Source organism: Rhodopseudomonas sp. BR0C11 (assembly GCF_010820945.1).
Taxonomy (GTDB): domain Bacteria; phylum Pseudomonadota; class Alphaproteobacteria; order Rhizobiales; family Xanthobacteraceae; genus Rhodopseudomonas; species Rhodopseudomonas palustris_H.
Genome location: NZ_QTKI01000038.1, coordinates 1 through 20,220 on the forward strand (window position 1 = coordinate 1; position 20,220 = coordinate 20,220).

The window sequence follows — 20,220 nt, forward strand, 5'->3', positions numbered from 1 at the left end:
GCGGTCGAAGCGAAGCAATCCAGCTCCGTGCACTGAGCTGCTGGATTGCTTCGTCGCTACGCTCCTCGCAATGACGGAGAGGCGGTGCTTATGCAGCGACCGCTGCGCCGCTCCGCTTCAGCCCAATGAATTGCAGCTCGGCGAAGATCCCGACCGCCGTCGCCTGCATCAGCACGAAAGCAATGCCGAGCGCATTCGGTGCGACTGCGCCGCTGAGCAGCAGTGCGACGCTTGCGAGCGTCCATAGTGCATTCCCGCCGATCACGATCAGCACCAGTGTCCGTGGCAGCACGCTGCGGGTACCGAGCCAGCCGACCAGGGCGGCGTAGCCGATCAGGAACAGTCCGGTCTCCAGCAGCAGCGGCTGCGGCAGGGCGAGCAGGCGCGAGAGCGTGCCGGCCGCCAAGCTCAGCAGCAACGCCATCGCGCCGCTGACGACAGCATCGGCCTGCAGGGCGCGGCGGAGTAGCGTGGACGGGTGGGCCATAGAGGATTGGATCATGGAACGTCTCCTTCGGTTGCAGCGATGCCCCGAAGGATGCCGGGATGCGCGACGCAATTCGATTACCTGGCAGGTCAGAAACGCTTTACCTCGGAGGTCATGGATGCTGTGCGGTGTGCGTGCTAGCGTTCGCGCATGAACACCAACGTGTCTTCGATCAATGCCGCCGCCGGCGCGCAGCCGGTCCGGATCGGCGATTACTTGCGGCAGTGGCGGCAGCGCCGCCGGCTCAGTCAGCTCGATCTCGCGCTCGACGCGGAAATCTCCGCGCGGCATCTGTCGTTCGTCGAGACGGGACGCGCCTCGCCGTCGCGCGAGATGGTGCTGCGGCTCGCCGAGCGGCTCGACGTTCCGCTCCGTGAGCGCAACGTGCTGCTCGTCGCGGCGGGCTTCGCACCGGCGTTCCCGCAGCGCTCGCTGGATGACCCGGCGCTCGCCTCGGTGCGGGCTGCGGTTGATCAGGTGCTTGCCGCGCACGAGCCGAACCCGGCGTTGGCGGTCGATCGGCACTGGAACCTGGTGTCGGCCAACCGCATGGTTGCGTCGATGCTCGACGGCGTTGCGCCGCATCTGCTTGCGCCGCCGCTCAACGTGCTGCGGCTGTCGTTTCATCCCGAAGGTTTGGCGGCACGCACCGCCAATCTGGGCGAGTGGTGCGCGCATCTGCTGGAGCGACTACATCGGCAGTGCGAGACCAGCGCCGATCCGAAGCTGATCGCGCTGTACGAAGAACTGAAGACCTATCCGGTGCCGGCGCGCGCCGCACCGATCGCAGCGGATGCGGTCGCGGTGCCGTTTCGCCTGCAGCTCGGCGACGAGGTGCTGAGCTTCATCTCCACCACCATGGTGTTCGGCACGCCGATCGACGTCACCCTGTCGGAAATCGCGATCGAGACATTCTTTCCGGCCGATGCGATCACGGGGACGCGATTGCGCGAACTGGCCGCGCGGCTCTGATCCGCCTTGTCCGGCGTTGCCTGCGCCCCATCTGTGTGGGACTGTGCCGGCAACGACAACGAGGAGGCGCCGATGAGCACGCTGAAGCCGCTAACGATCGACGTGGTGTCCGATGTGGTCTGCCCCTGGTGCTACATCGGCAAGAAGCGGATCGAGCAGGCGATCGCGCTGGCGCCGGAGGTGCCGGTCGAGCTGATCTACCGGCCGTTCTTCCTCAATCCCTGGGTGCCGCGTGAGGGCATCAGCCGCGACGAGTATCTGACCAAGAAGTTCGGATCGCCGGAGCGCTACAAGGAAATCGCCGGCCGCATCGCCGAGACCGCCGCGCAAGAGGGCCTGGAATATCACCCCGAGCGCGTGCAGCGGCAGCCGAACACGATCGATTGTCATCGCCTGATTCATTGGGCGAGCGCGGTCGGCCAGGGGCCGGCGATGAAGCAGCGGCTGATGGAATTGTACTTCCGCGACGGCGGCGATCTCACCGATCCTGAGGTGCTGGTGCAGGCGGCGGCCGAATGCGGCCTCGATGCCGCCGACATCCGCGCCCGGCTCGCCACCGATCAGGACGTCGAGGAAGTCTCGGCGCAGGCGCAGGAGGCCGCCGACAAGGGTATTTCCGGTGTGCCGACTTACGTGTTCATGCACCAATACGCGGTGTCCGGCGCGCAGGAACCGGCGCTGATCGCCCGTGCCATCCGTAAGCTGTCGGCGGAGCTGAACGCGGAAGCCGCGGAGTAATCAGCGCTTCAACAGCCGCTTGGCGAAGTGCCGCAGCCGGTCGCGCGCCGACAGCGTAGCAACGATCGGCGCGAACAGCGGGTCGCGTTTGCGCAGCGGCAACACCAGGTCGCCGACGGCGAACCGGCCGCGCCAGATCGGATCGATCATCGGATGCTGGGCGCTGGCAGTGGAGTCGGCAAAGCGGATGTCCGGATCGGCGCAGAGATGCCGGGTCAGCGCCAGTGTCAGCAGCACCCCGGGTGAACAGCGGGCGAAGCTCTCGTCGATGCCGAGCTTGAAGAAATAGGCGCGGTCGGCGTGGCGCAACACGATGCCGGCTGCGATCGGCGTTGTGCCGGCAGACAGAGTGATCACCTCGCATTGGCCGCGCGAGGCCAGCGCGATCGCAGCCGGGCCGCAAGCTCCGGCTGCCGCTTCAGCGGGCTGCCGCGGCGGCCTTTCCAGCCGCTGTCTTCCAGCGCCAGAAAGATGTCGAACGCCCGCGCTGCCTCGTCGGCAGTTTTGGACACGGTAAAGCGTACCTCGCCGTGCTCGCCGAGACGACGCTCGAGCCGGCGCAGGTTCTTCAGCTTCTTCGTATCGAGATCCTGGCGCAGCAGGGCTTCGCCGTCGCGGCTGGCGTCGAGGCCGGCGCGGGTCCAGCCGTTGATCAGGCGCGGGCTGAGCCCTTCGGTGGCGAGCACGCGCGTGAACGCCGCCATCGCTTCGCCTTCGCGGGCGACGTCGCGTAGCACCAGGGCGCGGGCGCCGGCAGCGCGCGCCTGGGCCATCATCTTGGCGGCGGCGTCATCGGCTGCATCGCGGTCAAGCAGCGGCGTATCCAGCGAGCGGAACGGATCGGCTGATACCAGCGCCGGCAGCGGCAGATGGAACGCGCGCCAGCACGAGATCACCGGCAGGACGCCGATCAGCCGGCCGGCGGAATCCTGCGCGGTCAGTGCGCGCGGGACCGCGTCGCCACCGTTCGCTGCGATCACCCACTCCGGCAGATAGTAACCGTTCGGCTCGATCACCCGGGTTGCCAGATCGCACCAGGCTGCCTTGTCGATCGCGGCGACCTCGGGCAGCGTGCCGGGAGCGGCCGTCGTTGGCGCGACGGCGCGGCGATGCACGAACGGCGTGGAGGGGAACGTTTCGGCCAAAGCTCTCGGTCCTGAATTGTCGAAGCGCGCCCGAAGCAAGCCCCGGCGCGACGGCCAGGAGACTAACCGCCGACTCCCAACATCAGCTTGGTTCCACGAGGCAATTTGCCGACAATGTTAACCGCAGCTTTCCTCGGAGGCGGTCTGTCGGCGTCGACTTGCCACGTCGCCTGAACCCGCTCTCGCCGGGGCGCGACCAAGAGCGGTCATTGGTCGGCAAGGAGACGCCATGCGACGCGCGATGCTGAGGGCCGCGGCGACCGCCGCCAGCCTGCTGTGCGGAGTGGCCGCTGCGGCCGCGGAAAGCCGGGTCGCGCTGGTGATCGGGCAATCGGCCTATCGGGCGGTGCCGGCGCTGCCCAATCCAGTGAACGACGCCAAGGCGATCGCCGCGCTGCTCGGCGAGGCCGGCTTCGAGGTCACCGAGGCGTCCGATCTTGGCCAGACCGAGCTTCGCGCCAAGGTCGGCGACTTCGCCGCCACGGTGGCGGCGAAAGGGCCGGAGACCGTCGCGCTGGTGTTCTATGCCGGTCACGGCATCCAGGTGGACGGCGAGAACTATCTGATCCCGGTCGACATCGATCCCAAGCGCGAGGCCGACATTCCGCTTCAGGCGGTGCGGCTCGATGACGTGCTCAACACGCTGGGCTCGGTGCCGAGCAAGAGCCGGATCATCATGCTCGATGCCTGCCGCAACAATCCGTTTCCGAGCATCAATAAGACGACGGGGCAGGGGCTGGCGCTGGTCGACACCAAGTCCGGCGCGCCCGGCACGCTATTATCGTACTCGACCTCGCCGGGCGCCGAAGCCGAGGACGGGGGCGGCGCCAACAGCCCTTACACCACTGCGCTGCTCAAAGCGGGGCGCGAGAACGGGCTGAAGATCGAAGACACGCTCAAGCGGGTGCGGCTCGCGGTGCATCAGGCGACCGAAGGCCGCCAGACGCCGTGGGAGAGCTCGTCGCTGGTCGACGACTTCCAGTTCTTCACCGCCTCCGCCGCCCCGCCGATCGACACCGCGGCGCCGAAGCCGCGCACGGTCGAGGAGTGGCGCGCCTTCTTGAAGGGCAAGCCGGTGGATCAGGCCAACACGTTGATCGTCTCCGACGGTTCGGCCGACGCCTATGAAGCGTTTGTCGGGCTCTACGCTGAGCCGCCGTTTGCGCCGGAGGCCAAGCGCTGGCTTGACCGCCATCGCCGGATGAAGGCGTGGAGCCGGGCGGTGCTCGTCAACACCGGGTCGGCCTATTTGGCATTCCTGACCGAATATCCGGACAGCGACCTTACCGCGACCGCGCGCAAGCTCGCCGAGCGGCTGCGCAATCGCCCGGACACCGCGGTGGTGGTGCCGGCCGCGCTCGCGACGCCGGTGGTTGCCGCCGCGGCGCCGACCTGTCCGTGCGGGCCGGGCGCGCCGGCGCTGCAGCAGAAGGCTGAGCCCAAGAAGACCGATGTGAAGAAAACCAAGAGCCGGGCCGAGCGCGACGACCCGCCCAAGCGCGGCGGCAAGGCCTCACGGACGAGGGTCTATGTCGAGGACGAAGACGACGTCGTGGTGCGGCGGCCGCCGATCTACGATCCGCCGCCGGGGCCGGTGATTCAATTCGGCGGCGGTTTCCGTGGCGGCTACGGCGGTCCGTATCGCGGCGGCGGCCAGACCGGACCGAGCCGCGGCCGCTATTGAACGCGGCATCTGGACGGCTGTCGGCGCGGCGCCTGTGAAGCCGCCGCCCGGGCCGCTTACAGCATCGCAAACGCGCTCGACACCATCGCCACCGGCTTGCCGTCGGAGGCACCGAGCAGCGTGACCCGTCCAAAGCTCATGGTGCGGCCGAGCCTGACCAGGCGGGCGTCGGCGATCACGTCGGTCGAGGCGACGGCTTTCAGGAAATGGGTGGTCTGATCGACCGTGGTCATCGGCCGGAAGCCGCGGTTGCCGGCGCAGACCGCAAACACCATCGCGGTGTCGGCCAGTGCCATCAGGGCCTGGCCGCAGACCACGCCGCCGCTGCGACACAGCCGCTCGGAGAACGCCATCCGCAGAGTTGCGCCGGGCTGCCAGTCAGCCTGGCCGCCCGACGGCGGATCGAGCTCGAGGGTTTCGATCGACAGGCCGAGGTCCAGCACCCAGGGCGCGAACGCCTCCTGCAGCATCTGCCGCGCCTCCTGAAGGCCGAACTCCGCCGCCTGCTGCTCTGCCATGCGTCTCTCCCTGACTCGTTGATTATCCGCATGTTTCGCGGCGTTTCGCAGCATCCCATCCGATTCGGGACGGCTTGAAAACGACACGGTCGATCCCTTAAGTTCGGCGGCATCCGAAAGGGGACACGATGGTCAGACGAGTTGCGTTGGTGGTCGGCCTGGTGGTGACGGCGATCGTGCTGAACGGTTGCACCAAATGCGGTCCGATCTGGGAAGATTGGCAATCGCCGAAATCCTGCCGGTCGGATCATCTGTAGCGCTGCGGCCGGGCACGGCCTGCGCGAGAGGGAGTTTGCGATGAAGATTCTGCACGGCGTTGCCGTCCTGGCCCTGCTGACGGGGCCGGCTTTGGCCCAGGGCGAGGGCCCGCACGTCAATCTGGTGCCGGAGATCGAGCACAAGTCCCCGGAAGAGAAGGCCCAGGACGCGGTCCGGCAGAAGGCCTACCAGGAATCGCTGCGTAAGATTCCGGATGCGCAGGCGCCGAACGATCCGTGGGGTGGCGTCCGCGGCGCCGAGGCGACCCAGCCCAAGGCCAAGCGCAAGACCCACCAGAGCAATTAAGCTCGTCTAACGGCCACTGCTGCGGCGATAGGCAGGTGGTCAAAACGGCACAGATTTTTTCTGCGATTTGAGGATGATGCGCGGACGGAACCCCGGCGTACGCAACTCGTTGCGCGGCCGGATCCGACTGACTCATTCGTTTTCGTTCGCAGGATATCACGTGACGTCGCGCGAGGTGCCGTTCGATCCAAAGGTCTTTCTTCGCAGTGCAGGTACGGGACGCGCCGTTCTGCAATTTCGCGCCGGCCAGACCATTTTCACGCAAGACGAAGCCGCCGACTGCGTGATGTACATCCAGCAAGGCCGCATCAAGCTGTCGGTGATGTCGGAGCAGGGCAAGGGCGCGGTGGTCGCCATCCTGCAGCCCGGACAATTCTTCGGCGAAAGCGGTCTGCTCGATCATCGCCGCCGTGCGACCGCGATTGCGCTGGAAGACTGTACCCTCACCAGCATCACCAACGCGTCGATGATGGCGACGCTGCAGCGTGAGCCGGCGATGTGCGAGCTGTTCACCCGGCACCTAGTGGCGCGCAATTCACGGGTCGAAGACGACCTGATCGATCAGCTGTTCAACAACAGCGAGAAGCGCCTGGCGCGGTTGCTGCTGCTGCTTGCGGACCCGGCCGAGGCGTCGCGGCCGGTGCCGATCGAGATCAGTCAGGAGACGCTGGCGGAGATGATCGGGACGACCCGGTCGCGTGTCAGCTTCTTCATGAACAAGTTTCGCAAGGCCGGCTTTATCGACTACAACGGCCGGATCGAGGTGCACCCCACCTTGCGCAATGCGGTGCTGCCGGACCGGCCCCGCGCGGTCGAGCCCGCCCGAAAGCCCGAATAGCTATCGCAATTGATCGATGGAGTGCGGCGGACTTCGTCCGTCTGTGGCCGGCGGCGCTGTCGCGGGCGCCGGCTATTTCTTCTTGTCGCCGAGCAGGCTGCCGGTGCGGCGGTCGACGAAATGCATCTGCGCGCACGCCGGGCAATGCACCAGCTCGAACGTGGTCTGTGCCGAGCTTCCGGGGTCTTCCTGCAGCCAAGCCTGGACCTTCATCCCGGTCCGGGGACACTGATAGAGCACATGCGACATTGGAAGGCCGGTTCCGCCTTTAGTTCTAGGAGAACGACTTGCCGGGTGCGGCCGTCCATGCGCTTGATCTAGATCAATTAGCGTATGATTTTACCGTTAAATTGCGACTGAATCGCATGCAAGCTTAATCCGGTTAATACTGCCGGTAATCGATGCGGGCGTTCACAACCGAATCGTCAAGCCGCTGATCCTGAACGCAAAAGGCCGCCGGCGTCGGACGCTGGCGGCCTGTGCTGGTTTGCTCAACCCTCGCGCGATTACTTGCGGGCGCAGCTCACCTCGATGCGCACCGAGCTGGCGCCGCAGCGCGCGGTCATGATGCCGTTCTCGATCGTGATGTTGTCGCTGAACCGTGCCGAGCCGTTGCCGACGCACAGCGCCGAGACCAGCGCCTCGTCGGCACCGCAGGCGGTCGGACAGCCGTTGGCCGGGCAGCTGGTCGAGGTCAGGGTGCGGACGCTGGAGATCGAGGCGCCGTCCTTGCCGGCAGGGCCGGCCGGTCCCGCCGGGCCGGCGGGGCCTTGCGGACCGGCTTCGCCTTGCGGTCCGCGCGAGCCTTCGCCGCAGCCCGCCAGGGCGATCGCCGCGCCCGTCAGCGCGATCAGCGTGCCGATCCGAAATCTGTCCATGGCCTGCCGGCGCATTCCTGTCTCCTTGTCGGTAAGAGCCGGTGCCGAGCTGCACGCGGCGATGACGAGCCTGATTGATGCAAGGCGGGCGCTGTCCTGCGCACCCGCGGCGCGAAGCCTAAAGCATGTCGGGTTCCGAATGAAACGGAACCTGCGCGGCACTCGCAATGATCAGAGGGGCGACGATAGGGAGGGGCGACGTGTCTGGCGCTGCGACGGCCGAGCGCGGTCACTGACCCACAAAAAACTGTACCCACAAAAAACAAGGAGCCCCGAACGAGGCCGTGTTCGGGGCTCCGGTCACGGTCGAAACTCCCCACCTCTAGAAAGCTCGGCAATGACGGCGGCAGGCTAGCGGCGGCCGCTCGGCGTTGCCTATGCGTAAAATCAAATACCGTTGGTGTTACGAACCGCCATGCCCCTGATGGGCATGATGCTGGGTGAGCTGCGCGATCAATTGCTTCAGCACCCGGCGGCGGTCTTCGTCGGTCGTCTCCGACAGCAGTCGGCGATACAATTTCAGGTTTTCGTCGCGGAGAAATTTATCCAAGACGCTCTCCTGTTCGTTTGCTCCCATAGGACGGGGCGGCCATCGCAGCGCGCACGCCCGTCAGTCACGTCTCCTGTCGAAGCGGATGGCACCCTCAGGCTAGTACGAGCGAAAATGCCTGTCGATCCGAAATGCTGTCCGCCAGTTCCAGGGGGAGCGGCCGGTGCTGTCAGGAAAACCCTGATCTGCCGATACCGCCGCTGCGGCCGATTGCCCTCCGCCGAAGGAATGGATGGTGGAGCGGAGCGGCTGCGGTAAAGCTGGCGCGCGGTCATTGCACGGGACGATGGAAGATGAGTTTTTGGTACGTGGTCGACGCCGTCGCGGTCGGAATCATCCTGCCCTGGATCGTCGCGACCTATCGGCTGCTCGAAGCTTTCAAGCGCGGCACCGGCGCGGGCCTGACCAAATGGGCGATCTACGCCGCGGTCTGCGTGCCGGCGATGCTGCTGGTGATGTGGGGCATCCAGAACCTGCGCTGAGCCTTCCGGCGCAGCGTTCACAGCCGCTCAGTGCCGCCGCCATACACCGCCGCCGCGGCGCCGCCATTGCGGATCCGCCGTGCCTCGGTCATCGCCCGCTGCACTCCGAGATCGGCGGAGTCGCTGGAGAAGGTGATCAGCCGGTTGCAGTTCGGGCACTGGGTCTGAAACCCCTCCCGCATGTTCTTGATCTTCTCCCGGAACGGCACGCGGCAGCGGCCGCACAGCACCCGCATTTTGTCCGGAATCTTGGGAGTGGCAAGAAGGCTATCCATCCTTTCAGTTGTGGCGAAGCCGGGTTGAGAAAGGATGAAGGCGCGGCACGGGACGCCGGTTCGCACCGCGGGACGCGAGCTGATTTGAGTAGGAGGCTCGACCAAGCTGCAAGCGCGAGCTAATCGCTTGCTGATGCTATTCGGCCGGCAGAAAACGCCCGCGACTTACTGCTTAGCAGGTGGCCGTCCCGACCTGGTTAGTTTAGCTACTCTGTAGCTTGGCGTTTCTATTCGATGCCGTCGTGGTCTCGCTCTGCTGGCAAATCGGCCCTGGCTCGCCTCCCGACGGCACGTCGTCAGGATTGGGCGGATGCATTCCAGCCCGAGCGGCCGCCGGAGTTCCGAAATTGTGCCGCTGGTCCTCGTGAAAGCTCCAGATTTCGACAAGAACAGATTGCGAACGGAGAACAAATAGGGTACGTTGATTTTGCCGGCTGAGCCCGGCGCCTGTTTGTCCAGTTGGCGAATCCGTCCATAAGGAGCACGTTGATGGCTGCCCCCACCGCATTGCGTATCGTCGAAGGTTCTTCCATGGACAAATCCAAGGCGCTCTCCGCCGCGCTGTCCCAGATCGAACGTCAGTTCGGTAAGGGCTCGGTGATGAAGCTCGGCAAGAACGACCGCGCGATGGAAATCGAGACGATTTCCTCCGGGTCGCTCGGGCTCGACATCGCGCTCGGCGTCGGCGGCCTGCCGAAGGGCCGGATCGTCGAAATCTACGGGCCGGAATCGTCGGGCAAGACCACGCTGGCGCTGCATTGCGTCGCCGAAGCCCAGAAGAAGGGCGGCATCTGCGCCTTCATCGACGCCGAACACGCGCTCGATCCGGTCTATGCCCGCAAGCTCGGCGTCAATGTCGACGACCTGCTGATCTCGCAGCCCGACCATGGTGAGCAGGCGCTGGAAATCGCCGACACGCTGGTGCGCTCCGGCGCGATCGACGTGCTGATCGTCGACTCGGTGGCGGCGCTGGTGCCTCGCGCCGAACTCGAAGGCGAAATGGGCGACGCGCTGCCGGGCCTGCAGGCCCGCCTGATGAGCCAGGCGCTGCGCAAGCTGACCGCGTCGATCAACAAGTCCAACACCATGGTGATCTTCATCAACCAGATCCGGATGAAGATCGGCGTGATGTACGGCTCGCCGGAAACCACCACCGGCGGCAACGCGCTGAAATTCTACGCCTCGGTCCGCCTCGACATCCGCCGCATCGGCGCGATCAAGGAGCGCGACGAGGTGATCGGCAACCAGACCCGCGTCAAGGTGGTGAAGAACAAGCTGGCGCCGCCGTTCAAGCAGGTCGAATTCGACATCATGTACGGCGAGGGCGTCTCCAAGATGGGCGAGATCCTCGACCTCGGCGTCAAGGCCGGCATCGTCGAGAAGTCCGGCGCTTGGTTCTCCTATGACAGCCAGCGGCTCGGCCAGGGACGTGAGAACGCCAAGTCGTTCCTGCGCTCCAACCCGGACATGACCGCCAAGATCGAAGCGGCGATCCGTCAGAACTCCGGCCTGATCGCCGAACAGATCCTCGCCGGCTCGCCCGAGCGCGACGCCGACGGCGAAGAGCCGATCGAGGAGTAAGCCGCGCGCGGTCGGGCGGTCACCCCGTCCGGCTTTGTCCGGTCCGAGCCTTCGAAGCGAACTCAAGACGGCGAGTGCAGCGATCCCCTGTTGCCGGGGACCCCGCGGCGCTCGCCGCATTCGTTTGGGAGACGGCTCGATTGCTGCTCGCGACTGAAAATGCTGTGCCGAAGCGCTGTTCAAACAGACGTATGTGCGAGCTTGACCCGCCTGCGCGGCCGTAGCCGCTCCGGCGCGGCGAAGGCCTGCGCATCCCTCGCGCGCGCAGCGCGCTCAACCGAGGCAAGTCTGCAAAGAGGATGGATCGCCGGGTCGAGCCCGGCGATGACGTTGTTCTTCGTGGCCGAGGCGGCCTCGGGCCGAGGCTGCCGGCCTCTCAAGGCGGCGAGCCAGCGGCGACAGCTACTCCGCGGCCCGCGCGTAGTCGGCCGCCAGCGCGTAGTCTTCGACCGGCGGGCACGAGCAGATCAGGTTGCGGTCGCCATAGACGTTGTCGACGCGGCCGACCGGGCTCCAATATTTGTCGGTGCGCGAGTTAGGCGCCGGGAAGCAGCCTTCGGTCCGCGGATAGGGCCGGGTCCAGTCGGCGCTGGTGACATCGTGTGCGGTGTGCGGCGCGTGGCGCAGCGGCGACTGTTCGATCTTGTAGCGGCCATCCTCGACCTGCGCGATCTCGCGGCGGATCGCGATCATGGCGTCGCAGAACCGGTCGATCTCGGCCTTCGATTCCGACTCGGTCGGCTCGATCATCAGCGTGCCCGGCACCGGGAAGCTCATGGTCGGGGCGTGGAAGCCGTAGTCGATCAGCCGCTTGGCGATGTCGTCGACGGTGACGCCGGTGGTGGTCTTCAGCGCACGCGGATCGACGATGCACTCGTGCGCGACCCGGCCGCGGGCGTTCCGATACAGCACCGGGAAATGCGGCTGCAGCTTTGCAGCGATGTAATTGGCGTTGAGGATCGCGATTTCGGTGGCCCGCTTCAGGCCGGCCGCCCCCATCATCAGAATGTAGATGTAGGAGATCGTCAGGATCGAGGCGGAGCCCCACGGCGCCGCCGACACCGTACCGCCGCCATGCAGGCCGCCGTTCAGCGGTTCGCCCTTGGCCGGATGGCCCGGCAGGAACGGCGCCAGATGCGCGCGCACGCCGATCGGACCCATGCCCGGGCCACCGCCGCCATGCGGGATGCAGAAGGTCTTGTGCAGATTGAGATGGCTGACGTCGGCGCCGTAGTCGCCGGGGCGGGCGAGGCCGACCTGCGCGTTGAGATTGGCGCCGTCCAGATAGACCTGACCGCCATGGGCGTGGACGATGTCGCAGATGTCGCGGATGTGCTCTTCGAACACGCCGTGGGTCGACGGATAGGTGATCATCACTGCCGCGAGATTTGACGAATGCGCCTCGGCCTTGGCGCGCAGATCGTCGACGTCGACGTCGCCATGGGCATCACAGCCCACCACCACCACGTCCATGCCGGCCATCGCGGCGGAGGCCGGGTTGGTGCCGTGCGCCGACGACGGGATCAGGCAGACTTTGCGGTGCGGCTCGCCGCGCGACAGATGATAGCCGCGGATCGCCAGCAGGCCGGCATATTCGCCCTGCGCGCCGGAATTCGGCTGCAGCGACACCGCATCATAGCCGGTGATCTCGGCGAGCCAGGTTTCCAGCCTGGCGAACAGCACGTGATAGCCGGCGGCCTGCGCCTTCGGCACGAACGGATGCAGGCTGCCGAATTCAGGCCAGGTCAGCGGCATCATTTCGGTGGTGGCGTTCAGCTTCATGGTGCAGGAGCCGAGCGGAATCATCGCGCGGTCGAGCGCCAGATCGCGGTCGGACAGCTTGCGCATGTAGCGCAGTAGTTCGGTTTCCGAACGATAGTCCTGGAACGCCGGCTGGGTCAGATAATCGCTGGTCCGCTTCAGCGCCGCCGGCAGCGCGGTGCCGATCGCGTCGCCTGCGTCGCGTTCCACAGTGGCGTAGTCGAGCGATCCACCGAAGGCGCGCCACAGCGCTTCGACGATCGCCGGCGTGGTGGTCTCGTCGAGCGAGATGCCGAGCGAAGACGCATTGATCCGCAGGTTGATCTTCTCGGCTTCGGCGCGCGCCACGATGGCGTCGCGGCGATCGCCGACTTCGATCGTCAGCGTGTCGAAGTAGGTGCCGTGGCTCGGCGTCAGGCCGAGCTGCTGCAGGCCGGCCGCCAGCACGGCCGTGCGCCGGTGGACGCGGCGCGCGATCGCGGCGAGGCCGTCGGGGCCGTGATACACCGCGTACATCGCATTGATCACAGCCAGCAGCACCTGCGCGGTGCAGATGTTGGAGGTCGCCTTTTCGCGGCGGATGTGCTGCTCGCGGGTCTGCAGCGCCAGCCGATAGGCCGGCTGGCCGTGGCTGTCGATCGACAGTCCGACGATGCGGCCGGGCAGGCTGCGCTTCAGACTGTCGCGCACCGCCATGAACGCGGCGTGCGGCCCGCCATACCCCATCGGCACGCCGAAGCGCTGCGCCGAGCCGATCGCGATATCGGCGCCGAGTTCTCCGGGCGGGGTGATCAGCGTCAGCGCGAGCAGGTCAGCAGAGACCACGGCCAGCGCGCCCTTCTTGCGTAGCGCCGCGATCACCGCACGCGGATCGCGCAAGGCGCCCGACGATCCGGGATATTGCAGCAGAGCGCCGAACACGTCGGCGCCTTCCAGCTCGGTCTCCGGATCGCCGACGATGATGCGCCAGCCGAGCGGCTCGGCGCGGGTGCGTAGCACCGCGATGGTCTGCGGATGGGTATCGGCATCGACGAAGAAGGCCTTGGCGTTCTTGGCCGCGGCGCGCTCGGCCAGCGCCATCGCTTCCGCTGCCGCGGTGCCTTCGTCGAGCAGCGACGCGTTGGCGACGTCGAGCCCGGTGAGGTCGCAGATCATGGTCTGGAAGTTGAACAGCGCTTCCAGCCGGCCCTGGCTGATCTCGGGCTGATAAGGCGTATAGGCCGTGTACCAAGCCGGATTTTCCAGAATATTGCGCTGGATCACGGTCGGCAGGATCGTGCCGTAATAGCCTTGACCGATCAGCGAGGTGAAGACTTGGTTCTGCGCGGCGAGTTCGCTCATATGCGCCAGCGCTTCACTCTCGGTGAGCGGCGCGCCGAGCTTCAGCGGCTCGCGATGCCGGATCGCATAAGGCAGCGTCTCGGCGACGAGCTGCTCTAAGCTTCCGGCGCCGGCGGTCGCCAGCATCGCCGCGATGTCCTGCGGCGAGGGCCCGATATGCCGACGCACGAAGTCGTTGGCGGCGTCGATCGGTCGGCGATGCGGCATGCTCTGGTCCTCGTCAAATGCAACGGCCCGCAAAGGCAGGTTGCTCGGAAATCTCAGGCGTCTCAATCTCAGCGTCGTCATTGCGAGGAGCGAAGCGATGAAGCAATCCAGAGACACAGTGCGCTGGAATTGGATTGCTTCGCTTCGCTCGCAATGACGAATTCAGGCGAACGGACGGTCCGTCAGGCCGTGTGGGCCTTGTAGGCCGCTTCGTCCATCAGGCCGTCGAGCTCGCTCTTGTCGGCGATCTTCAGTTTGAAGAACCACGCAGCGCCGCCGGCGTCGGAATTCACCAGGCCGGGCTCGGTGCCGAGCGTCTCGTTGACTTCGAGTACTTCGCCGGTGATCGGCGCGTAGACGTCGGAGGCCGCCTTCACCGATTCGACCACGGCGGCGGCTTCAGCCTTCTTCACGGCGCGGCCGACTTTCGGCAGCTCGACAAACACCACGTCGCCGAGCTGTTCCTGGGCGTAGTCGGTGATGCCGATCGTGGCGACGTCGCCCTCGATCTTCAGCCATTCATGATCGGGGGTGTAGAGCGTGGTCATGACAAGTCCTCAGCGCTTGTAGGTGTTCGGAACGAACGGCATGGCCGCGACGCGCAGCGGCAGACGCTGGCCGCGCACTTCGGCGAAAACGACGGTGTCGCGCACAGCCAGCGCGGCCGGCAGATAGCCCATCGCCACCGGCGCATTCAGGCTCGGCCCGAAGCCGCCGGAGGTGACGGTGCCGACTGCCTCGGTCGAATCGTCGCTGGCGAACAGCGGTGCAGTCTCGCGCACCGGGGCGCGGCCCTCGGGCCGCAGTCCAACGCGCAGCCGCGCGGTGCTGCCATCGAGCTGGCTGAGAATCGCCGAGGCGCCGGGGAAGCCGCCAGAACGGGCGCCGCCGCTGCGGCGGCTCTTCTGGATCGACCAGCTCAGCGCGGCCTCGACCGGCGTGGTCGTGGTGTCGATGTCGTGGCCGTAGAGGCAGAGGCCCGCTTCCAGCCGCAGGCTGTCGCGGGCGCCGAGGCCGATCGGCAGCACGTCGGGGTTGTCGAGCAGCGCGGTCGCAAGCCGTTCGGCGCCGTCCGCCGGCACCGAAATCTCGAAGCCGTCTTCGCCGGTGTAGCCGGAGCGCGAGACGATGCAGGCAAGGCCGTCGAGGCTGAGCTCGGCGACATCCATGAACTTCATCGTGGTGACGTCTGCACAGAATTTCGCCAGCGCAGCTTCGGCCTTCGGGCCCTGCAGCGCGATCAGCGCGCGATCGGTGAGGGCGGTGATGTCGCAGGTGTCCGACAGATGCGCGCGCAGGTGCGCCTCGTCCTCGGCCTTGCAGGCGGCGTTGACCACCAGAAACAGCCGGTCGCCGAGATTGGTGACCATTAGGTCGTCGAGAATCCCGCCGGATTCATTGGTGAACTGCGCGTAGCGCTGGCGGCCGGGCGGCAGCGCCACGATGTCCTGCGGGATCAGCGCTTCGAGCGCGCGGGCGGCGTCTTCGAGCTTGCCGGACTTCGCCCGCAGCTCGATCTGGCCCATATGCGAAACGTCGAAAAGCCCTGCGGCAGTGCGGGTGTGCAGATGTTCTTTCAGCACGCCAAGCGGGTATTGCACCGGCATGTCGTAGCCGGCGAAGGGCACCATCTTGCCGCCGCGTGCCAGATGCAGCGCGTAGAGCGGCGTGCGTTTCAAGGATTGGGTGTCGTCACCCGCCAGCATATCCAGGCTCCCAAGGTTCCCGAGACCGATTTCTCGTCACCGTTCGAGCCCCATCTGTCGCTGTGCCTGAGAGCATTATCCCGTCGGCGGACCCGTCCCGGGATCGCCCGGTAGGGTCTCTTTCCAGATGTCAGTCGGCCGCGCGGTCCGTTTGCCTGAGAGTTTCCGGGGCGGTTGCTCCTTCGGCGCCGGCCCCCTTCACCGAAGGATTGGGCCGATCTCTCCCGACGCGACTTAGTCTTAGGTAGGTAGGACACAAACACGGCTTCAACAAGGCTGTCAACGCGGCTTGGCGAGCTATCAACGGGTCTTCGTAAACGCCCGTGGAAGTGGGCCTCCCGGCTGGCAAACAACTGGATCTATGCCCACTTTCTAGACAGCGCGCGCCCCCGCGTCTAAAAGGCATGACACCGGAAGAGGTGGGTTCGGCGGGCGTTTCGCGGGCATTCCGGGTGATTGGACGAACATGAGCGGCGTTAACGAAATTCGGTCTACGTTTCTGAACTACTTCGCCAAGAACGGCCACGAGATCGTGTCGTCGTCGCCGCTGGTGCCGCGCAACGACCCGACCTTGATGTTCACCAATGCCGGCATGGTGCAGTTCAAGAACGTGTTCACCGGGCTGGAGAAGCGCTCCTATCAGCGCGCCACCACCTCGCAGAAATGCGTGCGCGCCGGCGGCAAGCACAACGACCTCGACAACGTCGGCTACACCGCGCGGCATCTCACCTTCTTCGAAATGCTCGGCAACTTCTCGTTCGGCGATTACTTCAAGGAACGCGCGATCGAGCTCGCCTGGAATCTGATCACCCGCGACTTCGGCCTGAAGAAGGACAAGTTGCTGGTCACTGTCTATCACACCGACGACGAGGCGGCCGGCTACTGGAAGAAGATCGCCGGCTTCTCCGACGACCGCATCATCCGCATCCCGACCAGCGACAACTTCTGGGCGATGGGCGACACCGGTCCGTGCGGCCCGTGCTCGGAAATCTTCATCGACCGCGGCGAGCACATCTTCGGCGGTCCGCCCGGCTCGCCGGACGAGGACGGCGACCGATTCCTGGAATTCTGGAATCTGGTGTTCATGCAGTACGACCAGGTGACGAAGGACGAGCGCGTGGCGTTGCCGCGTCCGTCGATCGACACCGGCATGGGCCTGGAGCGGATGGCCTCCATCCTCCAGGGCGTCGACAGCGTGTTCGACACCGACCTGTTCCGCAGCCTGATCGACGCCACCTCGTCGGCGCTCGGCCGCGGCCCGACCGAGCAGGACGCCGCGTCGTTCCGCGTCATCGCCGATCACCTGCGCTCGTCGTCGTTCCTGATCGCCGACGGCGTGCTGCCGTCGAACGAAGGCCGCGGCTACGTGCTGCGCCGGATCATGCGCCGCGCGATGCGTCACGCCCAGCTGCTCGGTGCCAACGAGCCGCTGATGTGGCGCTTGGTGTGGGCGCTGGTGCGCGAGATGGGCCAGGCCTATCCGGAGCTGGTGCGCGCCGAGGCGATGATTGAAGAGACGATGCGGCTGGAAGAGACCCGCTTCCGCAAGACGCTCGATCGCGGCCTCGCGATCCTCGACGAGAAGAGCGCCGGCCTGAAGAAGGGCGACATGTTCGACGGCGAGACCGCGTTCACGCTGTACGACACCTACGGCTTCCCGCTCGACCTGACGCAGGACGCGCTGCGCAACCGCGGCATCAATGTCGATATCGCCTCGTTCACCGACGCGATGGATCGGCAGCGCGCCAAGGCCCGCGCCTCGTGGGCGGGCTCGGGCGAAGCTGCAACTGAGGCGGTGTGGTTCTCGCTGCGCGAGAAGCTCGGGGCCACTGAGTTCCTCGGCTACGACACCGAGACCGCCGAAGGTGTGGTCACCGCGCTGGTCAAGGACGGCGCTGAAGTCGACGCGCTGAAGGCCGGCGAGAGCGGTGCGATCATCGTCAACCAGACGCCATTCTACGCCGAGTCCGGCGGTCAGGTTGGTGACACCGGCGTGCTCACCGCCGACGGTGTCCGCTTCGTCGTCACCGACACGATGAAGAAGGCCGGTGATCTGTTTGTGCATCTCGGCACGGTCGAGCAGGGCAGCATCAAGCTCGGCGACGCGCTGGCGCTCGACGTCGATCACGCCCGCCGCTCGGCGATCCGCGCCAATCACTCGGCGACGCATCTGCTGCACGAGGCGCTGCGCCAGGTGCTCGGCGATCACATCGCGCAGAAGGGCTCGCTGGTCGCGCCCGACCGTCTGCGCTTCGACTTCGTGCATCAGAAGCCGATCACGCAGGACGAGCTGCGTAAGGTCGAGGATATCGCCAACGACATCGTGCTGGAAAACGACGAGGTCGTGACCCGGCTGATGGCGGTCGACGATGCGCGCGAAGCCGGCGCCCGCGCGCTGTTCGGCGAGAAGTACGGCGACGAAGTCCGCGTGGTCTCGATGGGCAAGGCGGCGCGCGATCACGGCTCCAACGTGTTCGGCTGGTCGGTCGAACTGTGCGGCGGCACCCACGTCAAGCGCACCGGCGATATCGGCTTGGTGTCGATCACCGCGGAGAGCGCGGTCGCGGCCGGCGTCCGCCGCATCGAGGCGCTGACCGGGCGCGCGGCGCGGCACAACGCCAATGCGGCGATCACCACCGCGAAGCTAGCGGCCTCCGAACTGCGGACCACGCTGGACGACATGCCGGCGCGTATCACCGCGCTGATGGACGAGCGCAAGAAGCTCGAGCGCGAACTCTCCGAGGCGCGCAAGAAGCTGGCGATGGGCGGCAGCGCGGCCGGCGACGGTGCTGCCTCCGATGTCCGTGACATCGGCGGCATCAAGCTGATGGCGCGTGCGGTCGAAGGCATCGAGATCAAGGACCTCAAGGGCCTGGTCGACCAGGGCAAGAAGCAGCTCGGCTCAGGCGTGATCGCGCTGGTGGCGACCAGCGAAGACGGCAAGGGCTCGATCGTGGTCGGCGTCACGCCCGACCTGGTGTCGCGGTTCTCGGCGGTCGATCTGGTCCGCAAGGCGTCCGAAGTGCTCGGCGGCAAGGGCGGCGGCGGCAAGCCCGACATGGCGCAGGCCGGCGGTCCCGACGGCTCCAAGGCCGGCGCCGCACTGGAAGCGATCGCGGCCGCCATCGGCGGCTGACGTGGACCACGCATTGGCGTGGCAGGTCGAACAGGCCTGCCACAACGCGTGGCCGTCGTTGCGGTGCGCGCTGATCGGCGACTGGCTGCTGCGGTTCGGCGACGGCGTGTCGCGCCGGATCAATTCGGCCAATCCGCTGCATCCGGGCATCACCACGATCGCGCCGCAGCTCGACGCATTCGATCGGCTCTATCGCGCGCAAGCGCTGCCGCTGATCGTGCGGCTGGTCTCGCTGTTGCCGCCGCAGGTGGAGAGCGAGCTCGACACCCGCGGCTTCGCGGCCGAAGGTGAAGCCTGCACGCTGTATCGCGATCTGGCGCGCGAGGACTTTCCCGCGGTGACGCCGGATGTCACTATCATCCCGCGCGCCGATGCCGAGTGGCTGGCGGCCATCGCACGGCTGCAGGCGCAATCACCATCGCATGCCTCCGTCTATGCCCGCGTCGTCGATGCAATCGCGCTGCCGACCGGTTTCTTCGCGCTCCGCCACGACGGCCGCATCGTCGCGACCGCCTGCGGCGTGCTGCACGGCGGTCTGGTGGTGATCGAGTCGGTGGTGGTCGACGAGGCGCTGCGCGGTCACGGCCTCGGCAAGCGCCTGATGACCGCGCTGCTCGCCTGGGCCGCCGCCCAAGGCGCCACCGGCGCCTGTCTGCAGGTCGTCACCGACAACACCGCAGGCCGCGCGCTCTATGCCGGCCTCGGCTTCGACCGTGAGCTCTACCGCTACCACTTCCGCCGCGCGCCGACGAAGTAACAGCTTCGTCCCGTCATTCCGGGTTCGCTCACTTCGTGAGCGCCCCGGAATGACGGGTGAGAAACGAGCGTTTGCGGAGAAAAGTGATCAATCCGCCGGCACGCCGGCGCGGACCCGCTTCTTGCGGGTGTCGCGTTCGTCGTGGATCACGGCGATGACTTTGCCGACCGGCATGCCGAGCGCCTGCAGCACCGTGGAGGCGATCTCGAAGCTGGCTTCGAGCACTTCGCGGATCACCTCGGTGGCGCCGAGGGTGAACAGCCGGGCGGCGTGATCGGCATCGCGGGCGCGGACGATCACCGGCAGATCGGCGCGCTCGGCGCGGGCCGCGGCGACGACGTGCTCGGCGGCCGCGGCGTCGTGCATCGTCACCACCACGGCGGGCGCATCGCCGAGCCCGCATTTGCGCAGGAAGGCGCGCTGGGTGGCGTCGCCATACACCACATTGGCGCCGGCCTTGCGGGCGCGGGCGACCGCTTCGGGATCGACATCGATGCCGATGAACGGCTTGCCCTGCTTGTTCAGGATGTCGCCGACGATGCGGCCGACGCGGCCGTAGCCGACCAGAATGATGCGGGGCGTGTCGCCGGGCGTCGGATC

22 protein-coding genes and 1 riboswitch are annotated in these 20,220 nt (G+C 66.6%); of the genes, 10 read left to right on the plus strand and 12 right to left on the minus strand.

Features of this window, described 5'->3' with window-relative positions:
* Positions 1-88: 88 nt before the first annotated feature.
* On the minus strand, positions 89-502 hold the full coding sequence (locus DYI24_RS05430) for a hypothetical protein (RefSeq protein WP_502706329.1): 414 nt from the start codon (positions 500-502) through the stop codon (positions 89-91).
* A 135-nt stretch (positions 503-637) separates the two neighbouring features.
* On the opposite strand from DYI24_RS05430, the gene DYI24_RS05435 reads away from it, so the two are divergent.
* Both DYI24_RS05435 and DYI24_RS05440 read left to right on the plus strand, forming a co-directional pair.
* Positions 638-1,459 (plus strand): helix-turn-helix domain-containing protein, encoded by an 822-nt coding sequence (locus DYI24_RS05435; RefSeq protein WP_164571539.1) that lies wholly within the window; start codon positions 638-640, stop codon positions 1,457-1,459.
* A 72-nt stretch (positions 1,460-1,531) separates the two neighbouring features.
* Positions 1,532-2,197 carry a DsbA family oxidoreductase gene (locus DYI24_RS05440; RefSeq protein WP_164571540.1) on the plus strand — a complete coding sequence of 222 codons (666 nt, stop codon included), beginning with the start codon at positions 1,532-1,534 and terminating at the stop codon, positions 2,195-2,197.
* On the opposite strand, the gene DYI24_RS28610 is transcribed toward DYI24_RS05440, so the two are convergent.
* Together DYI24_RS28610 and DYI24_RS28615 are read right to left on the minus strand one after the other, a co-directional pair.
* Entirely contained in the window at positions 2,198-2,554 is a 357-nt protein-coding gene (locus DYI24_RS28610; RefSeq protein ID WP_349627740.1) for a GNAT family N-acetyltransferase, read from the minus strand.
* Positions 2,551-3,342, minus strand: coding sequence for a GNAT family N-acetyltransferase (locus DYI24_RS28615; RefSeq protein ID WP_349627741.1), 792 nt, complete (start codon positions 3,340-3,342; stop codon positions 2,551-2,553). Before DYI24_RS28615 ends, DYI24_RS28610 begins: the two co-directional genes overlap by 4 nt.
* A 208-nt stretch (positions 3,343-3,550) precedes the next feature.
* On the opposite strand from DYI24_RS28615, the gene DYI24_RS05450 reads away from it, so the two are divergent.
* Positions 3,551-5,026 (plus strand): caspase family protein, encoded by a 1,476-nt coding sequence (locus DYI24_RS05450; protein ID WP_349627742.1) that lies wholly within the window; start codon positions 3,551-3,553, stop codon positions 5,024-5,026.
* 56 nt (positions 5,027-5,082) lie between these two features.
* Here the strand turns inward: DYI24_RS05450 and DYI24_RS05455 are convergent, their stop codons facing one another.
* Positions 5,083-5,544 carry a PaaI family thioesterase gene (locus DYI24_RS05455; protein WP_164571542.1) on the minus strand — a complete coding sequence of 154 codons (462 nt, stop codon included), beginning with the start codon at positions 5,542-5,544 and terminating at the stop codon, positions 5,083-5,085.
* Positions 5,545-5,672: 128 nt separating this feature from the next.
* Between DYI24_RS05455 and DYI24_RS05460 the strand changes: the two genes are divergently transcribed.
* The 3 genes from DYI24_RS05460 to DYI24_RS05470 all read left to right on the plus strand — a co-directional run bounded on the left by DYI24_RS05460 (position 5,673) and on the right by DYI24_RS05470 (position 6,946).
* The gene (locus DYI24_RS05460; RefSeq protein ID WP_107345578.1) at positions 5,673-5,801 is read left to right on the plus strand and encodes a peptidylprolyl isomerase; all 129 of its coding nucleotides are present in this window, start codon (positions 5,673-5,675) and stop codon (positions 5,799-5,801) included.
* A 40-nt stretch (positions 5,802-5,841) separates the two neighbouring features.
* On the plus strand, positions 5,842-6,108 hold the full coding sequence (locus DYI24_RS05465) for a hypothetical protein (protein ID WP_107345577.1): 267 nt from the start codon (positions 5,842-5,844) through the stop codon (positions 6,106-6,108).
* A gap of 160 nt (positions 6,109-6,268) precedes the next feature.
* A complete protein-coding gene (locus tag DYI24_RS05470) occupies positions 6,269-6,946 on the plus strand; it encodes a Crp/Fnr family transcriptional regulator (protein WP_107345576.1) in 678 nt (225 codons plus the stop codon).
* A gap of 72 nt (positions 6,947-7,018) precedes the next feature.
* Here DYI24_RS05470 and DYI24_RS05475 read toward each other — a convergent pair whose 3' ends face one another.
* The 3 genes from DYI24_RS05475 to DYI24_RS05485 all read right to left on the minus strand — a co-directional run bounded on the left by DYI24_RS05475 (position 7,019) and on the right by DYI24_RS05485 (position 8,374).
* Positions 7,019-7,159, minus strand: a complete 141-nt coding sequence (locus tag DYI24_RS05475; RefSeq protein WP_164571537.1) for a hypothetical protein — start codon at positions 7,157-7,159, stop codon at positions 7,019-7,021.
* A 293-nt stretch (positions 7,160-7,452) separates the two neighbouring features.
* Positions 7,453-7,839, minus strand: a complete 387-nt coding sequence (locus DYI24_RS05480; RefSeq protein ID WP_107345575.1) for a hypothetical protein — start codon at positions 7,837-7,839, stop codon at positions 7,453-7,455.
* Positions 7,840-8,227: 388 nt separating this feature from the next.
* Positions 8,228-8,374: a ferritin family protein gene (locus DYI24_RS05485; protein ID WP_164571538.1), complete on the minus strand. Its 147-nt coding sequence runs from the start codon at positions 8,372-8,374 to the stop codon at positions 8,228-8,230.
* A gap of 293 nt (positions 8,375-8,667) precedes the next feature.
* Here DYI24_RS05485 and DYI24_RS05490 point away from each other — a divergent pair, with 293 nt between their 5' ends.
* A complete protein-coding gene (locus tag DYI24_RS05490) occupies positions 8,668-8,856 on the plus strand; it encodes a hypothetical protein (protein ID WP_107345574.1) in 189 nt (62 codons plus the stop codon).
* A gap of 17 nt (positions 8,857-8,873) precedes the next feature.
* On the opposite strand, the gene DYI24_RS05495 is transcribed toward DYI24_RS05490, so the two are convergent.
* Positions 8,874-9,131: a hypothetical protein gene (locus tag DYI24_RS05495; protein WP_164571543.1), complete on the minus strand. Its 258-nt coding sequence runs from the start codon at positions 9,129-9,131 to the stop codon at positions 8,874-8,876.
* A 489-nt stretch (positions 9,132-9,620) separates the two neighbouring features.
* On the opposite strand from DYI24_RS05495, the gene recA reads away from it, so the two are divergent.
* Positions 9,621-10,712: a recombinase RecA gene (gene recA / locus DYI24_RS05500; protein WP_107345572.1), complete on the plus strand. Its 1,092-nt coding sequence runs from the start codon at positions 9,621-9,623 to the stop codon at positions 10,710-10,712.
* Between the two features lie 402 nt (positions 10,713-11,114).
* Here the strand turns inward: recA and gcvP are convergent, their stop codons facing one another.
* The 3 genes from gcvP to gcvT all read right to left on the minus strand — a co-directional run bounded on the left by gcvP (position 11,115) and on the right by gcvT (position 15,727).
* Complete coding sequence (gene gcvP / locus DYI24_RS05505; RefSeq protein ID WP_164571544.1) at positions 11,115-14,021, minus strand: aminomethyl-transferring glycine dehydrogenase; 2,907 nt, start codon at positions 14,019-14,021, stop codon at positions 11,115-11,117.
* Positions 14,022-14,203: 182 nt separating this feature from the next.
* Complete coding sequence (gene gcvH / locus DYI24_RS05510; RefSeq protein WP_013501273.1) at positions 14,204-14,569, minus strand: glycine cleavage system protein GcvH; 366 nt, start codon at positions 14,567-14,569, stop codon at positions 14,204-14,206.
* A 9-nt stretch (positions 14,570-14,578) separates the two neighbouring features.
* Positions 14,579-15,727 (minus strand): glycine cleavage system aminomethyltransferase GcvT, encoded by a 1,149-nt coding sequence (gcvT, locus tag DYI24_RS05515; protein ID WP_164571545.1) that lies wholly within the window; start codon positions 15,725-15,727, stop codon positions 14,579-14,581.
* Between the two features lie 133 nt (positions 15,728-15,860).
* Positions 15,861-15,965, minus strand: a riboswitch (glycine riboswitch).
* Between the two features lie 228 nt (positions 15,966-16,193).
* On the opposite strand from gcvT, the gene alaS reads away from it, so the two are divergent.
* Positions 16,194-18,863, plus strand: a complete 2,670-nt coding sequence (alaS, locus tag DYI24_RS05520; protein WP_164571546.1) for an alanine--tRNA ligase — start codon at positions 16,194-16,196, stop codon at positions 18,861-18,863.
* Position 18,864: 1 nt separating this feature from the next.
* Positions 18,865-19,620 carry a GNAT family N-acetyltransferase gene (locus DYI24_RS05525; RefSeq protein ID WP_164571547.1) on the plus strand — a complete coding sequence of 252 codons (756 nt, stop codon included), beginning with the start codon at positions 18,865-18,867 and terminating at the stop codon, positions 19,618-19,620.
* Between the two features lie 87 nt (positions 19,621-19,707).
* Here DYI24_RS05525 and DYI24_RS05530 read toward each other — a convergent pair.
* On the minus strand, positions 19,708-20,220 hold a 513-nt coding region (locus DYI24_RS05530), incomplete at its 5' end, for an NAD-binding protein (protein ID WP_205523380.1).